Source organism: Microcoleus sp. S36a_B3, assembly GCF_036700745.1.
Classification (GTDB): Bacteria; Cyanobacteriota; Cyanobacteriia; order Cyanobacteriales; family Microcoleaceae; genus Microcoleus.
On record NZ_JAUBPN010000017.1, the window covers coordinates 15324 to 31911 of the forward strand.

The window sequence follows — 16588 nt, forward strand, 5'->3', positions numbered from 1 at the left end:
CCAATGCCCAATGCCCAATGCCCTATTAAAATATTTGCCCGTTTAACAAAATAGAATAGTCTTCTCGCTGTCGAATTAATCGATCGCCCGTAGCATCAATCAACACCTCAGCAGGGCGGGGGCGGTGCAGAAAATGTGACGACATCGCATAGCCGTAAGCCCCGCTATCCAAAATCAGGATCGCATCTCCAATTTTGAGTTTGGGTAGCCAACAGTTGCGCCCCAAATAATCCCGCGAATAAGTCGTGTTGCCGCAAATATCCGTTTCATGTCGCGATACATCGTCGGTTTCCCAAGTTGCGATCGCCCGATAGCCTCCGTGTACCGAAGGCACTGATAGATTTGATACAGTGGTATCCACGCCGACTATTTGCCGATGGCCCAACCACTTCACTGACACAACTTTTGCTAACAAAATACCGCAACCTGCGATCGCCGATCGTCCCGGTTCAATTACTAACTCGATCGGGCGAGATAGCGCACTCAATCGTTCAGTAATCGCCGCCCCAAACTCCCGCCAGTCAAACACTGCACCGCCTCGATAGGGATAGCCAAAACCACCCCCAAAATCGAGAATTCGCCAATCGGGTAACTGTTGGGCGATCGCAATCAGGCGATCGATCGCTTGCGTAAAAGCGCCCGTGGCGTTCGTTCCCGTCCCCCGATAAAAATGCAGTCCAGTGATGCTAAACCCTTGCTGCTGCGCGATTTCGTTCGCTTTTTCAAATTCGGCGGGACGCACTCCGATTCGGCTGTCTCCCGTCAATTCCGGTGAGTTGAGGCGCAGTCCAATTTCGGCACGGATCGATCGCGGTTGACTGCCGGAATATTCGCAAAAATCCTGGAGTTGCGACAGACTATCGAAGTTAAATCGATCGATCTTCCATTCAATCAATTGCTGAATATCCGCCCTGTTGAGGTTACTGCCCGTGTAGACAATGCGATCGCCCGTAAAACCCGCTTTCAGCCCCAAAAAAACATCCCCCGGTGTATTCGCGTGCAGCCCCCAACCAGCTTCCTGAATCAGTTGCAACAAAGCAATATTGCCGTTGGTGACGGTGGCAAAATGAAACTGAACGTGCGGATAGTCGATCGATCGGGTAATGTGTTCTAGGGTTTGACGCAGGCGATCGGCTTGATACACATATAAGGGCGAACCATAAGTTGATAACAGTCGCTGGGCCATTGCTTCGGAGAATGGCGGCGAATGTATTTTGGTTTCATTCTCTAGCAAAGATTCAATCATATAGAAGAAGTTCGGCAACGGATTATTTAACGGATGTAACGGATGTTTGGCAACTGATTATTTAACGGATTTAACGGATGTTCGGAACAGGGAAGATTGTAAAATCAACAGTCAACAGTCAACAGTCAACCTCCTTCGATATTTCCAAATGCGTTGCCCGATCGCCGGTGGCAACCAAAACACATGATCAAGCGATCGCTTAACCGGAATTTCGCCTAAAACCTCGGTTCGCCATGCCTGCCACATCAGCAGCAACCAGAGATTATTGCCAATATAGCGATCGCGCATTGCAACTCCGAGTTGTCCCGATAGCATGGAGTCGGCCAAATAAGGTTGCCAGCAATTTTGCGATCGCAACAGATTCGGATTCAGCCGATCGCCGATCGCACCCCAAAACTCCCGGTAATACCAAACCTTCAACGGCACACCCATCCCGCGCTTTTCCCGCCAGATAATTTCCGGTGGCAGCCAGCGTTCGGAGGCTTTTTTGAGGATGTATTTTTCGCACGCACCTTGCAGTAGCAGCTCGCCAGGGAGTTGAAACGTCCATGCTGTGAGGTCGGGGTCGCAGAAGGGCGATCGCACCCACAAACCGCAAGCAAACGCCAATGCCGTGGCCCTCGGCTGAATATTTTGGGCACCTTTGAGCATCAGCGAAGCGCGCCGCAGCCTCGCTAGCAGGGAGGGACAGGTTTCGGGATCGATCGCGTCTTGCAGGTAAACGCTCAAATCGTGAGACTGGATGCGATCGAGCATTTCGGGCGAAAAAATCTGTTTTTCATAACCATAAAATCGCTGAAACGTCCGCAAATACTGCTGTTCAAAGGTTTCTTTTCCCGCAGGATGTTCTGCACTGTAAACTCCGTTGGCAATCAAAGGCTTGTTTGTCCATCCGGCAAATAGCTGATCGCCATTCTCGCCATTGAATACAACTCGCACGTCTTGCGCCGCTGCCTGTTTGAGCAAAAACAGTGCAGCCGTGGTGCCATCTCCATAGGGTAAATCGAGGGCTTTGGCGGTTGGCCCGATCGCGCGCAACACTGCATCGCCTGTCGCAGCCACTCGGATCAGCGGAATCTGGAAAAAGTCCGCCACCTGTTGGGCGTAGGGCAGTTCGGAATAGGCTTCGACACCAAAATCGAGGGCATAGGCGCGCACTTGCAAGCCTGCTTTCACTAGCAGCGCTGTCACTAGGGAAGAATCAATGCCACCGGAGAGTAAAACGCCTACGGGTTCGTCGATTGGCAAATCGGCCACTTGTCGATCGATCGCCTGTTGCAACAGCCCTTGCAATTGTGCGATCGCCTCATCCTCACTCCGCAGTAGTTGGGGCGCTTCTTGCCAAGCCGATTGCAGCGATTCCCTACGGGATAGCTTCGCCGCCCGTACTTTCGGCAGATCGTTAACATCGGCGATTTCCCAAATCATCTCGCTTCCGGCTGCTACGGATGCAATTTGCTCGATCGGCGTTAACGGCGTGGGCACGTAGGAAAAACAAGCATAACTGTGTAGCGCGATCGGGCTAATTTGAGGGGAAGCAATCAGCGGTAGCAGCAATTGCATTTGCGTCGCAAACCAAATCGTTTCTCCCAACTGCATCCAGTAAAGCGGCACTCGCCCAAAAGGATCGCGCCCCAGCCGTAGCTGTTTCGCTTCTATCGCCGCCCAAGCATCTCCCGGAAAATCCGTCGGTTGAAATCGCCCGCAAGCATTCAGCGTCACTGTGTCAGCCGTGAGTACAGATGCAGAGGCGATCGCCCAGTCTGATAATTTGCCCTGCCGGATGAAGTAATCTGGGACTAAACGGCTGAGCGTTTTTGTGCAATCGTCCAGTCCCCAATAGCCGATAAAATGTGAAGGTTTGTCGATCGCACCCATATCTATTTCACCGTGAAAGGTTCACTGCTGATCGCGCGCCCATCCAGGGACATCCGAACTTCCCAGTTTCCCGGTGGTGAAGCCGATCCGAGATCGTAAAAGCAGTGCGTATTCCAAACCGCAGTATCGATCGTGCGAGTTTGATACCTGCCCTGATGCACAGTTTGACCGCTAGAATTAATCCAGTCGCATTGTAAAGACAACTCACGACCGATCGGAGCATTTTTCAACGTCACCTGGTAGTAGATTCGGGGGTTGATTTGACGGTTGACTTGAGTAAGGCTGTCACCGCCCTTTTGAGATAGGGCAATTCGGTCTTCTCCTACGACAATTTGAGCAGTTTGCTGCTGCTGATTTTGCCCGAACAGCACGCCTATACCGATCGCAGAGATGACAACAACTGTCGTGGCGATCGCGATCCAACGGTTGCGTCGCTGCTGTTTTTCTAGGGCTTCGCGACGGCGCATTTGGGCGATCGCATCTTCCAGAAGTTCATCAGGCAAATTCAACTCCCGTAAAATTTCTCTTACCTGATCAGTCCCCAATTCTAAATCACGCTGGTTTGATAACCTATCGATTTCAGCGACAACCTGTGCTAACTGAACTTGAGTAAGTCGAGTTTCCATAGAGTTTTCCAGTAAAAATCAGATATATAAATCACCCCTCTCTTCTCTTCCTCCGCGCCCTCTGCGCCCTCTGCGGTTAAATTATCCATATTATTCAATAAATAATTTTTAAAGTCAATTCATAAAAATCATAAACTTAACATCATAAAAATCATATTTAGATCAAATCCAAACTAGCAAATTCCTCCACCTTCGGAAAATTTAACTTTTCTAAATCTAGTATTTCCTGCTGGCGATTCAACCAAATTGCCTTTAACCCAGAATTTTTAGCACCACAATAATCAGCCTTGAAACTATCGCCAATATGCAACACATCTTCAGCAAGGCAATTATGTTTCTGCAAAGCTGCGGTAAAAATTTGAGACTGTGGTTTTGCGGCACCAACTTCGGTGGAAATTGTGACTGATGTGAAATATTCTGCTAAATTGAGTGCTTTTAATACTGGATAAAGTCGCGAATCAAAATTCGAGACTACGGCTAATTCAATTCCTTGTTGCTGCCACCTATTTAAGGCGGGGAATACATCGGGATAGACAAACCAAGGTTCGGCGGTGGCAAAATGAGCGTAGAGTTCGGCAAAGAAATTTGGAAAGTCTGAGAATTGATGGAAAACGCCTGCTATTTGAAATGCTTTCGCGGAAACTGTCAGCCACCATTCAAATTCTAGCTGGGGAATTTTTGCCGCTTCTATCCCAGGAAATGCCATCGGACTGGCTGTGGCAAAACTTTGGGAAAATGCTGCATTTAACTCTTCGTTAGAAACAGTTATTCCCCAATTGCTGGCTAATTTTCCATATACCTCGCCGACGCTGCCGCGAACGTCAAACAGTGTACCGGCGGCATCTAAAAAAATAATTTTTGTCATTAGTTAGAATGAATTTGAAAAGGAGTAATAGAAGACCGGGCGAATGGAATTCGCGTCTACACAAACAAAACCTGCCTCCGCAGGTTGAAGAATCAGAAGAAGATTGGGCGAATGGAATTAAGTTATTTTTTTCCGTCCGCGGAGGCGGACATCGTTTGTGTAGACGCGAATTCTATTCGCCGTCTTATCTATTACTTTTTAAGTAAATCCTGAATTGGTTTGCTAATCCAATTGAAACCAACTTTTAACTGATGATCAAATGTTGGCATCCGATAGAGATAAGCTAAGCGGCGAGCAATGTGGGCTAGTTGTCCGTCGAGTTTAATTCCTAAACCGGCCAGGGTGGCGTTGTCAATTCCTAATGTCATCATTTCTCCTAGCGGCTGATAGCGGAAAGGAAGTAATGGGCGGCCGGTGAGGGATGCCCAAATGTTCCAGGCGGTGTAGTCAGCTTGCTGGAAGGCTGTTTGGGCTGTTCCGGGGACTTTTTGACCGGTTGCATCGTGACATTCTGCTATGTCTCCCAAGGCAAATATGTCGGGATGGTCGATAATTTGCATCTGCGGATTCACTATTAGTTGACCGCGGCGGTTTTGTTTGAGGGGTAGCGATCGCACTGCTTGACTAACTTGAGTTCCTACTGTCCACAATACTATGTCTACGGGGAGAACGTCTAATTGTCCTTTGTAGACTAAGGATATGGTGTCGGATTCGATCGCCTCTACTGATGTTTCTAAGTCGATCCACACTTTGCGCTTTTCTAGTGCTTTGTTGGCGGCTTCGCGGTTGAACTCTGGCGATGTCTGCAGAATTGTGTTGCTTTGCTCGACTAACCGGATGCGACCTTTTTCTCCGAGTCGATCGGCTAATTTACAAGCTAATTCTACTCCCGAATAACCGGCACCGACGATCGCCACCCGAATTTTGTCGGTATTGCTGGATTCGAGAAACCGCAATCTTTCTTCCAAGCTGTAGGCGTCCTTGAGGGTGCGGAACGAATAAGCGTATTCAACGGCTCCTCTTACCATATCGAGAGGGGTTTCGCCACCTAAAGCTAAAACGAGGCGATCGCACGGAATTTCTGGCCCGTCGCGTAACTCCACTCGCTTCTGGTCTAAGTCGATGCCCGATACAGTGCCTTGACAAAAGCGCACGCCTGTGTTTTCCAATAGTTCGGCAAACGGCGGGGCGATTTCCCAGGTTTGGAGTTCGCCGGTGAGGAGTTCGTACAGCAGGGGAACGAACAGGAAGCGATCGCGCCGATCGACTAGGACTATTTCGGGTTTTTCGGCTTTGGAGAAGGGTAACTGACTCAAGCGCAGGGCTGTGTAGAGTCCGCCAAAGCCTCCGCCGAGAATGCAAATCCGGGGTTGTTGTTGAGTCATGGTTTTTGTTTGAGGGCGATCGATAGCAAGGCAACTTCTCTTATTCTAACGAGAGTGGGGAATTGGGGAAGTGGCAGCGGGGGGAGATAGTCTAATGGTGTAATGGGGAGAGAGCATCTGTAAAGTTTGCCACAAAGTATTTTTTGTTACAGTGCGAGCTTAAGAGTTCGCCAGATCAAAAGTAAAACACAGGCGCTCCCAATGGAGATCGGGGAAGAGGGGAAGATGGGGAGAATAGTCCGATGGGGAAAGAGGGAGATAGTCTCAAGGGGAGAATCGGAAAAATATTTCCCGAACATCCATGTGTTAAATCCCTTAAATCCGTTATCAAATCCCTTGGCGAACGGCCTTCTGCGTTCTACATAATATCTTTGATTAGCTTTGCCTATTAGCCAGAATAAAATTTTCTGAATGTTAGCCCAAGTAATTTTGTACTATATTAGTTGATAGCGGATTATTGTCCCAATTAAATTCATTTTTTATACAGGCATCTACTCTAACACTTGCCCCCACACTCACAAGTGACTACATTATGCAAACTTCATCGAATTCTTCTAAATTTAATAACAGCGATCGCCATAACGAAGACAACTCAGCTTTGTTAAGCAGCGAAGCACGCTATAAAAACTTAGTAGCTAATATTCCCGGTGCTGTCTACCGATGTACCTGCGAGGGTACGGGCGACGGCGGATTCACAACACGGACAATGGCGTTTTTGAGCGAGGCAATTCAAGAAATATCAGGCTATCCATCTTCTGATTTTATCAACGATCGCCTCCGTTCTTTTGCCAGCATTATCCATCCTCAAGACTGTCAAAATGTGGATGCTGCTGTCCAAAAAAGTGTAGCAACAAAAACTCCGTACATTCTTGAATACCGTATTATCCGGGCTGACGGTGCAATTAGCTGGGTTTGCGAAAAAGGCAGATCTGTTGGCGGCGAGGTGGATGAGGCTAGAGGAAAACAAGAGGGACAAGGGAAAATTGAGGGTTTTTTGTCTGCTGCGGATTCGCCGATTTCGCCCGCAAATTTTCAGTCTCGGGTTTTTTATATCGACGGAGTGATTTGGGATATTACGGAGCGCAAACAAGCTGAGGAACAACTGCGAAATACAGAAGATTTTCTGAATGCGGTACTGCAAAATCTGCCGATTAGCGTGTTTATTAAAGATGCTAGGGAACAAAAATTTATTTATTGGAATAAAGCCAGCGAAAATTTATTTGGCTATTCCAGCGATGAAGTACTTAATAACAATGCTGCTGATTTGTTGGAAGCAGAGCAGGCAAATTACTTGCAAACACAAGATTTAGAAGTATTGGCTACGGGAAAATGTGTGGATTTGCCAGAACAAACTATTCAACTACCGCGCCGGGGAAAGCGGATTTTGCAGGCTAAAAAAGTTCCTTTGTTTGACAGTTCGGGTACGCCTAAGTACATTCTGGGTATTGCTCAAGATATTACGGAAAGTAAAAAAACTGAAACAGAATTGTTGCGGTTGGCGATCGTGGCTCAAAAAACGCAAAATGGTGTGATTATTACTGACGATGGAGGCTGCATTGAATGGGTGAATGAAGGGTTTACTCGGATTAGCGGTTACAAGCTAGGAGAAGTGCTGGGAAAAAAACCGGTTGATGTGCTGCAAGGCCCTCACACTGACCCGTTAACTATTGCTCAAATGCGATCGGCTTTGGCGACAGGTGAACCGTTTAATCAGGAAATTTACAATTACAGCAAGGATGGAAAAGGTTATTGGGTGGCGATGTCGATCGTGCCGATTTATCAAGAAACTGGGGAACTAGAAGGTTTTATTGCGGTAGAAACTGATATTACCGATCGCAAGCAAGCAGAGGCAACAGTGAGGGAGAGCGAGAGTTATTACCGCTGCATTGTCGAGACGGCTTCGGAGGGTGTTTGGATGTTTGACGGTGATAGCACCACGACTTTTGCTAACTCTCGGATGGCGGAAATGCTGGGGTATACTGTGGAGGAGATGCTGGGGCGATCGCTATTTGAGTTTATCGACGCCGAGGCCAGGGAAATAGCTGAAGGTTACGTAAAACGCAGGCGACAAGGTATTCGGGAACGCCACGATTTTAAGTTTACTCGCTCTGATGGATCTCACTTGTGGGCGATCGTCTCAGCGACACCGATGTTCGATGACAAAGGCGAATTTTCGGGTGTTTTGCGGATGATTACCGATATTAGCGATCGCAAGCAAGCCGAAGCCGAACTGCGCCAAACTCTGCAAGAATTAGAATTTGAAAAATTTGCATTAGATGAATCTGCGATCGTCTCGAATACCGACGAATTCGGTGTCATTACCTATGTCAACAACCAATTTTGCGAACTCTTTAAATACAATCGAGAAGACTTGATCGGCAAAACCCACAGACTTGTCAATTCAGCTTATCATTCACCGGATTTTTTCAAGCATCTTTGGTCTACCATTCGCCAAGGAAATGTTTGGCGGGGAGAGATGAAAAATCAAGCTAAAGACGGCACATTATTCTGGTTGGATACAACTATTGTACCTTGCTTAAATTCTAACGGAGAACCCCATCAATATGTAGCAATTCGCAAAGATATTACCGATCGCAAACAAGCAGAAGAAGCAGTGCGCCTTTCGGAAAGTCAATTGAGGAATAAAAATGAAGAACTTGCCAAAGCGCTGCGGGACGTGCACAAAACTCAAAGCATGATGGTTCAAAATGAAAAAATGGTGAGTTTGGGGCAGTTAGTAGCTGGTGTAGCTCACGAAATCAACAATCCAGTTAGCTTTATTTACGGCAACGTCATGCACGCTGACGATTACTTTAAAGACTTGCTAAAAATGCTGCAACTTTACCAGGAGGAATATCCTCAACCAACAGCAGCAATTCTACAAGAGATAGAGGATGTAGATTTGCATTTTCTGCTCAAAGATTTGCCAAAACTGTTAACATCGATGAAAATGGGAGCCGAGCGAATTCGTCAAATTGTGCTGTCGCTGAAGAATTTCTCGCGATTGGATGAAGCCGAACAAAAACAGGTTGACATTCACGAAGGGATTGACAGCACTTTGTTGATTTTGCAGCACAGGTTAAAAGAAACTGCAGGACATCCGAAAATTACGCTAGTCAAAGAGTTTGGTGATTTGCCTCGCGTACAGTGTTATGCCGGACAGTTGAATCAGGTTTTTATGAATATTATCGGTAATGCAATAGATGCTTTGGAAGAAGCAATGGACACGGGACATTGGGCAGATGGGGAACTTGCGCCTATTCCTTCTTGTCCTTCGCCGACGCTGCGGATTTGTACTGGTGTAAAATACGAACAGGATGCTGTGGCGGATCATTCTGTTGGGGATGCTTCTCATATAGTGATTCGGATTGCTGACAACGGGCCGGGGATTCCAGCAGAGGTTCATCAAAGGCTGTTCGATCCGTTTTTTACTACAAAAGAACCCGGTAAAGGTACGGGTTTGGGGTTGTCTATCAGCTATCAAATTGTGGTAGAAAAGCACGGCGGTCAGCTTAAATGTCATTCTGCACCGGGTCAAGGTACGGAATTTGCGATCGAGATTCCTGTCGCTAGAAGTCAGTAGTCAGTAGTCAGTTGGCAGTTGGCAGTTGGCAGTTGGCAGTTGGCAGTTGGCAGTAGTCAGTTGGCAGTTGGCAGTTGGCAGTAGTTAACAGTCAACAGTCAACAGTCAACAGTCAACATTCAACAGTCAACAGTTAACAGTCAACATTCAACATTCAACATTCAACATTCAACATTCAACCAATGAATTATAAGGTAATTTACGACGGCAATTGCAATCTCTGTGTCACCTTGGTCCAGTTACTAGAAAACTTAGATCGAGGGCAGAATTTTGAGTATATTTCTATGCAAGATTTAGAGGGATTAGATCGCTTTGGCATCACCGCCGATGACTGCGAAATGGGGATGATTTTGATAGATTCACAGAATCTAGAAAAACGCTGGCAAGGTAGCGATGCGGCGGAGGAAATCGGGCGGATAATGCCTGCTGGTGAGGTGTTTGTGGCTGCTTACCGGGCAATGCCGGGGATGAAGTGGATGGGCGATCGCGTGTACGAACAAGTCCGCGATAACCGCTATACTTTGTTTGGCAAGCGATCGACTACTTACAAATCTGCTTATCCAGTTGGTTGTAAGTCGATCGACAATTGCGATAATAGCAAAGACTAAAGTCCTTACTACAAACAGGTTCGCAGTGAAAACTGAAGTCCTCAAAAAGATTGATTAAACAAATCGAATATCTGCTGGCAAAAGTCTTTGAGTTTTTGCGCCGACTCCACCGCAGGTTCGGTTAGACCGAGAAAATTCCAATTTTCCACAGTAGAAAAGTGCCACTGCTGACCGCTATGATCGTAACCGGCGGCCTCAACCCCGATCGCCCGCCGATATCCTTCCACCGGATCTTGGTAAAATCGGATTTGAATCAAGATGCTGCGGCTTTGCAACAAGCGGCTTCTACCGGGAAAATGGAAGCCAATGTCGATCGAATCTGGATCTACAAGTTCTCTGGTATCCTGGTCATTCATCCAAGGTTTCAAATCGACTTTTGCATCCGGGAATTCGGACTTGAATAAATTAACAACCGCAGCAATTTTGCTGGCAACTTCTATATTTTTGGCTTGTTCGGCAGCGTTCACTCGAAAAACTCCTATCAAATATAGTTATTACATTTAGCTAATAATGTAACTGCATACTGCCGAATGTAGACTGTGAACAGCGGACTTTTTCAGAAATAATTAGGCATTGACAAATTTTCATATATGTGTTGTGCCGTTTTTAGCCGAGTCTCGATCCCCCTAAATCCCCCTTAAAAAGGGGAGTAGGGGTTGACTTTGAGGATACTCTTGTCCCCCCCTTATTAAGGGGGGTTAGGGGGGATCTCCGGGTTTTAAAACACGCCATAGTTCCATAATCTTAATTCAGGGGAAGGGCGATCGCAAATTCCGAACCTTCTCCCAGCACTGATTCACAAGTTAGTTTACCGCCATGGGTTTCTTCCACAATTTGGCGGCTGATAGACAACCCCAAACCCGTACCTTTCCCTACTCCTTTGGTAGTAAATAGATGGTCAAATATTTTCGACTTGAGCTCCGATGACATCCCTTGACCGTTATCTTTGATTGTAATCACCACGCTGTTGTTATCCTCGGAGACTTGAGTGATAATGGCGATCGTATTCGGTAAAGCTTCAATTTCAGCATAAGTGCGACCCTGATTGAATTCGTCAAAACACTCGATCGCATTTGCCAGCAAATTCATAAATACCTGATTCAGTTGCCCAAAATAACATTTAACTGGCGGGATATCTCCGTATTCTTTGATAACTTTAATCGCGGGGCGAGTATCTTTAGCTTTCAGACGATACTGTAAAATCATCAAAGTGCTGTCGATGCCCTCATGAATATTTGCTGACACTTTATTCGCAGTGTCAGCGCGGGAAAAAGTCCGCAAAGACTTGCTAATATTGCGGATGCGCTCTGTACCTGATTTCATAGATAAAAGCATTTTCGGCAAATCTTCGATCAAATATTCTAAATCAATCTCCGATGCTTTATCTTCTAACTCATTTCCTGGATTAGGAAATTTTTCTTGGTAAAGTTGTAAGCAATCAATCAAATCTAAGCTCGCCTCAGCAGCAGCATCAAGATTGCCCGCAATAAAACCAAGCGGATTGTTAATTTCGTGAGCAACCCCTGCAATCAAGTTGCCGAGAGCAGACATTTTTTCGCTTTGAATCAGTTGCAGTTGCGCCTGTTGCAATTCATTGAAAGATTTTTCTAACTGTTGAGATTTTTCTTTCTCGCGCGCGTACAAACCAGCATTCTCTACAGCAATAGCAACTTGAGAAATTAACACTTTGAATACTTCTACTCTCTCTGCTGTAAAAGCTCCTACCGTCAAAGCATTTTCTAGATAAATTATTCCGCGCCGCTGAGATTGATAAATAATCGGCAAACAGAGAATTGATTTGGGTTGATATTTCTGAATGTAGGTATCTACATTAAAAGGTTCGGCGACAGTCGCATTGTCTAAAACCAGATGCTTTTGACTGCTGTGTACATAATTAATCACAGACAGGGGAATATCTTGACAATTTTCTACGGGAATAGACTGTAAAATTGTCACTTTATCCTCCGCAAAATTCCCAGTAGCTTCTATGCAGAGAATATCGTTTTTCAGCAGCAGCAGCACTACTTTTTGAGCCGCCGCATTTTCTAAAATAATTTTGATTAATTTGGTCAACAATTTTTCTAGAACAATTTCACCGTTAATGGCTTGCGCCGACTTAATAAAAGTAGCTAAGTCTAAGAAATCGCCTAAACTACTACTGGTAGTATTGCCGGTGGCAGTGCGGGTGACATCTAGGGTTGGGGTTTGAATTGTGCGCGTCTGTGCTGCTAAGAAAGGATGTGTTGATTCTAAATGTTTAACTTTAGCTATGGCTCCCCAATGGATATATCCATAATAAGCTTTAGTCAGATATGCTTGAGAAACTATCTCTTTACCCAAAGCTTGATAAAATTCTCCTGCTAATTCATAGGCTAATGCTTCCTCTTGAATGTAACCGTTTTTGGCTGCTCCATCAATTGCGCGATCGTACAATCCCATTGCTTCGGTATTTTTCCCCAAAACTCGCGCTGTTTCCCCTGCTACCAAGTCGTATTTGTGTTGATAATTCATCGGAGCGCAATCGGCCCAGTTTTTCATCTTTTTTTGTAACTGTATCACTTTTTTAAGATATTGCTTTTGCTCACCTTTGCCAGCTTGGGGAAACAAAGCGAGGAGACTGAGAGAGTAGTAGAAGTTACTAATAGAAACTACATAAAATGCGGCGGCGGCTTCTTCATGTTTTTCAAATAACCTTGAATTATCCAAGGTTTCCACGTAGTTTTTGAACAAAAAATTAAGCTGAGCTTTGGCGTTATAAATCAAACAAACTAAAAGAAAGTTTTTAGCTTCTATTAAAGCGGGGAGCGTTTCAACTTCATTTAAGCTCTCGCCGACTAAATGGCATGGTTCGACAGATTGACCGCGCAAATTGAGGGCTGTTTGTCGGCTTATACTTATATACTGTACAGCCTGTTCTAGTTGAAATTGCTGCATTAGTTTGATATATTTCCCCATCTCCTGCTCCACCAAATCTAGAGGCTCTCCTATCGACAGTTTTTTGAAGCAATATTCATTTATAGAATAACCAGCATATTCCAACTCTCCAGTTTCCATCCCAGTTTTAAAACCTTCTTTGAGATCGCCTAATCCGGACTTGACAGAGGCTTTCCAGTGGTTAATAAAGCAACCAAAGGGTGCATAAACTCTACTTTTGATTGAACGGGAGGGAAATTTGTCTAACATCCTAATTGCCAGTTGACCGAATTGGTATGCCAAACTAATATCCCCTACCTTGTACATAACTACGCCATAAAAAACGTAAGCAATACTTGCATAAGGCGAATTACCATATTTAATGCACAGCTTGACCATCCTAAAAGCCAGTAGCGGTACCAGTCGGGGCTTGGTCTGAACAGCAGTGCTGAAAATCCCTGATAAAATCCGCATGGCTGCTTGTTTGTCGGGATCAATCATTTCTGGCAAGTTAGCTAAATCCTCAATTCGTCTCAATCCTAAGCTTAGTTTTGTATTAATCAGTCCCGCCATAATATTTAGCGCCTTGGGATTTTGAGGAAAAGAAATGCCTAACAATTTAAGGACTTCCAGTCCTGTATTGAGTGCTTCTACAAGTCTATTCTGAGCGTTATAAGACTGAATTTGAAGTTGATAAACATTCACTTTTTCCAGTAAGTTTTTAGATTTTTGCAGTACAATATCAACCAGATTTTTTGAATCTTCATAGTTGATGTTTAAGTATTCAGCTTCTGCCGTTGACTCGTAAATTGCTAACGTCAACTCATAGTGACTTTTCCAACAATCCGCTGGCAATAATCCCATAGCAACCCGCAAATACCTAACAGCAGCTTCATACGCAGCAGCCGCTTTAGCCTTGCGTCCAGCAGTTAAATTTAATTGTGCCAACTGAGTTTTTTCTGACTGTTGGCTAATCGTGTCAATTCCGACATTCAATTGATTGACGATATCAAAGATGTTTTCTTCTAGCTTGTCTGGTGGAGTATTTTGTAACAGTAATTGACCAATTTTTAAATGGGTGGATTGCTTTTGGTCTTCGGGAATTAGCGAATAGGCTGCTTGCTGAACGCGATCGTGCAAAAATCTGTAACTAACCCGCGAAGTGTCTAACTTGAGATTGATTGATTCGGCTCGATCGAAAACTAAAGGAATGCGATAAGCATCGCTCAATGGCAGAATTAACCCGGATTGCAAAGCTGAATAAAGTTCAGTTGCTGTCGTATTAGCTGACTTTTCGCTAACAAGTGACAGCACATCTAAAGCAAATTTATCTCCCACGCAAGCTGCTAGCTTCAACACTTCTTGCGTGGCTGTGGGCAGCTTTTCAATGCGAGAAGCTACCAGTTCCACCACACTTTTATCGGTGATTCCAATGGCTTGGATTTCATCGATACTCCAATACCAGCCACCTTGACTTCCCTCATTTATAATGTGATTAAATTCAAATTTCAAAAGAGAGTCTTGATAAAGTGCTTGGAGTAATTGGGTCAAGAAAAAAGGATTGCCGCCCGTTTTATTCCAGATTAACTCGGCTAGATTTGTTACTTTTTCTTTGCAAGTGTTAAGTGTTTCAGTGACTAATTCCGTCACATTTGCTAAATCTAGCGGTTGCAACACGATATTGTTGACTATTGTACCAGTTTTTTCAATTTCTTCTACAGTCTGAATTAAGGGGTGGGTCGGACTAACTTCATTGTCTCGATAGGCACCGATTAGCAACAAATATTCTTGGTCAGGGTCAGTTATCAGTATTTGCGTCAACTTTAATGTTGCTGAATCGGCCCACTGCAAATCGTCTAAAAAGATAACTAGGGGGTGTTCTTTTTGGGCGAAAACGCGAATAAATTCTTTGAATACCCGATTGAATCGATTTTGGGATTCTACAGGGGCGAGTTCTGGGACTTCTGGCTGCTTGCCGATGATTAATTCAACTTTTGGAATTACGTCGGCAATTACTTGGCCGTCTGTTCCCACTGCTGTTAAAATTTTAGTGCGCCATATTTCTAAGGAAACAGCACTTTCTGTTAGCAATTGTCGCAGCAAGGAGTTAAATGCTTGGATTAATGAGGCATAAGGAATGTTGCGTTTTAGTTGGTCAAATTTGCCGCTGATGAAGTAACCTTTTGACCGGGTAATGGGTTTGCTAACTTCGTTGACTACGGCTGATTTACCGATGCCTGAGTAGCCTGATACTAGCATTAGTTCGCTTTGGCAATGGGCGAATTTTTCTGTATTTTGGTTTGGTGGAAAAGATGCGACTGAAAGGGTTTCTGCATTGGGGCGGGCGGGTTTTTCTGTATTTAGGTTGGGTTGCAAAGATTTGGGTGAACCCGCCCCTACACGTTCAAATGCTGCTAATAGTTCGTTGACTTGTTGTTCTCTACCATACAATTTTTGGGGGATTAACAATTGGCTGAGAATATCTAAGCGTCCGGGGATGAAGTCGGCAATTTGTCCGGTGGTTTCTAACTGATCCAAAGAAATTTCTAAGTCGGCTAACAATCCGGCAGCACTTTGATATCTATCTTCGGCATTCTTTGCCATTAATTTCATCACTATCTCTGAGATGGCGACAGGTATTTCTGAATTGGTTTGATGGGGATATATTGGTTGAACTGCAATGTGGCTATAAACTACTTCTAAGGGGTCGTTGCTGCAGAAAGGCAATTTTCCTGCCAGCATTTCATATAAGGTGATACCAAGGGAATAAAAGTCTGTGCGGTAGTCGAGGGTGCGGTTCATTCTCCCGGTTTGTTCGGGTGACATATAGGCTAATGTGCCTTCGACTGAGTTGGGATTGTTAAATTGCGGATTTTCTTTGTTGAGTTTTGTAGCAATGCCGAAGTCGGTGATTTTTACTTGTTTTGTTTGCGAGTTAATTATGATGTTGCTGGGTTTGATGTCTTTGTGAATAATGTGATGAAAATGCAGGTATTGTAAGGCTTTGACTATTTGGATGGCGATGTGTAACTTGGCTTGCAGGCTCAAGGTTTCTCTTTCCAGCAGTTTTGCGAGGGATTCGCCGCCAAAGTCTTCTAAAACGATGCCTAATCGGTGGTCGAATGTTTCGATACTGATGGCTTTGACGATTTGTTCGCTGTCTAAATTTTGGCGGATTTGATATTCGTGTTTGAGCCTGGTAATGGCTTCGAGGGTGGGATATTCGGCTTTGAGGACTTTCAGAATTTCTGGTGCCGCTTTTCTCGGTGTTTGTCCGCGATAGATGATTGTTTCGACGCCTTCGTGCAGAGTAGAATTTATTTGGTATTCTGATAAGTTTAACATAACTTAACTTATAAATTACAGGAGCTAATTATCATTAGGTTAACACTACTTAATCTAAATTAAGTGTGATTTTGATCGTGTATTTGGCGATTTCCAATCACACGGAATATAAACTAAGTGAAAATGTGGGCTTGATCAT

General features: G+C 44.8%; 9 protein-coding genes. 2 read left to right on the plus strand and 7 right to left on the minus strand.

Translation table 11 applies throughout. From position 1 onward, the window contains the following. Positions 1-25 precede the first annotated feature (25 nt). The 5 genes from QUA01_RS18545 to QUA01_RS18565 all read right to left on the minus strand — a co-directional run bounded on the left by QUA01_RS18545 (position 26) and on the right by QUA01_RS18565 (position 6000). On the minus strand, positions 26-1246 hold the full coding sequence (locus QUA01_RS18545; RefSeq protein WP_333091833.1) for a diaminopimelate decarboxylase family protein: 1221 nt from the start codon (positions 1244-1246) through the stop codon (positions 26-28). 111 nt (positions 1247-1357) lie between these two features. Then, complete coding sequence (locus QUA01_RS18550) at positions 1358-3124, minus strand: asparagine synthetase B family protein (protein ID WP_333091831.1); 1767 nt, start codon at positions 3122-3124, stop codon at positions 1358-1360. 2 nt (positions 3125-3126) lie between these two features. Beyond that, positions 3127-3750: a DUF3859 domain-containing protein gene (locus tag QUA01_RS18555; protein WP_333091829.1), complete on the minus strand. Its 624-nt coding sequence runs from the start codon at positions 3748-3750 to the stop codon at positions 3127-3129. Positions 3751-3907: 157 nt separating this feature from the next. Next, complete coding sequence (locus QUA01_RS18560) at positions 3908-4615, minus strand: HAD-IA family hydrolase (protein WP_333091828.1); 708 nt, start codon at positions 4613-4615, stop codon at positions 3908-3910. Between the two features lie 191 nt (positions 4616-4806). Beyond that, on the minus strand, positions 4807-6000 hold the full coding sequence (locus QUA01_RS18565) for an NAD(P)/FAD-dependent oxidoreductase (RefSeq protein WP_333091827.1): 1194 nt from the start codon (positions 5998-6000) through the stop codon (positions 4807-4809). 532 nt (positions 6001-6532) lie between these two features. On the opposite strand from QUA01_RS18565, the gene QUA01_RS18570 reads away from it, so the two are divergent. Further along, the gene (locus QUA01_RS18570; RefSeq protein WP_333091826.1) at positions 6533-9583 is read left to right on the plus strand and encodes a PAS domain-containing sensor histidine kinase; all 3051 of its coding nucleotides are present in this window, start codon (positions 6533-6535) and stop codon (positions 9581-9583) included. A 182-nt stretch (positions 9584-9765) separates the two neighbouring features. Then, complete coding sequence (locus QUA01_RS18575; RefSeq protein ID WP_333091825.1) at positions 9766-10191, plus strand: thiol-disulfide oxidoreductase DCC family protein; 426 nt, start codon at positions 9766-9768, stop codon at positions 10189-10191. A gap of 41 nt (positions 10192-10232) precedes the next feature. On the opposite strand, the gene QUA01_RS18580 is transcribed toward QUA01_RS18575, so the two are convergent. After that, positions 10233-10658, minus strand: a complete 426-nt coding sequence (locus QUA01_RS18580) for a hypothetical protein (RefSeq protein ID WP_333091824.1) — start codon at positions 10656-10658, stop codon at positions 10233-10235. Positions 10659-10935: 277 nt separating this feature from the next. Further along, positions 10936-16449: a trifunctional serine/threonine-protein kinase/ATP-binding protein/sensor histidine kinase gene (locus QUA01_RS18585; RefSeq protein ID WP_333091823.1), complete on the minus strand. Its 5514-nt coding sequence runs from the start codon at positions 16447-16449 to the stop codon at positions 10936-10938. Between the last annotated feature and the right edge of the window lie 139 nt (positions 16450-16588).

What these genes read in the sequence shown, in the direction of transcription:
- QUA01_RS18545 (WP_333091833.1), bottom strand. Translation starts at nt 1,246, where the DNA reads ATGATTGAATCTTTGCTAGAGAATGAAACCAAAATACATTCGCCGCCA.
- QUA01_RS18550 (WP_333091831.1), bottom strand. Translation starts at nt 3,124, where the DNA reads ATGGGTGCGATCGACAAACCTTCACATTTTATCGGCTATTGGGGACTG.
- QUA01_RS18555 (WP_333091829.1), bottom strand. Translation starts at nt 3,750, where the DNA reads ATGGAAACTCGACTTACTCAAGTTCAGTTAGCACAGGTTGTCGCTGAA.
- QUA01_RS18560 (WP_333091828.1), bottom strand. Translation starts at nt 4,615, where the DNA reads ATGACAAAAATTATTTTTTTAGATGCCGCCGGTACACTGTTTGACGTT.
- QUA01_RS18565 (WP_333091827.1), bottom strand. Translation starts at nt 6,000, where the DNA reads ATGACTCAACAACAACCCCGGATTTGCATTCTCGGCGGAGGCTTTGGC.
- QUA01_RS18570 (WP_333091826.1), top strand. Translation starts at nt 6,533, where the DNA reads ATGCAAACTTCATCGAATTCTTCTAAATTTAATAACAGCGATCGCCAT.
- QUA01_RS18575 (WP_333091825.1), top strand. Translation starts at nt 9,766, where the DNA reads ATGAATTATAAGGTAATTTACGACGGCAATTGCAATCTCTGTGTCACC.
- QUA01_RS18585 (WP_333091823.1), bottom strand. Translation starts at nt 16,449, where the DNA reads ATGTTAAACTTATCAGAATACCAAATAAATTCTACTCTGCACGAAGGC.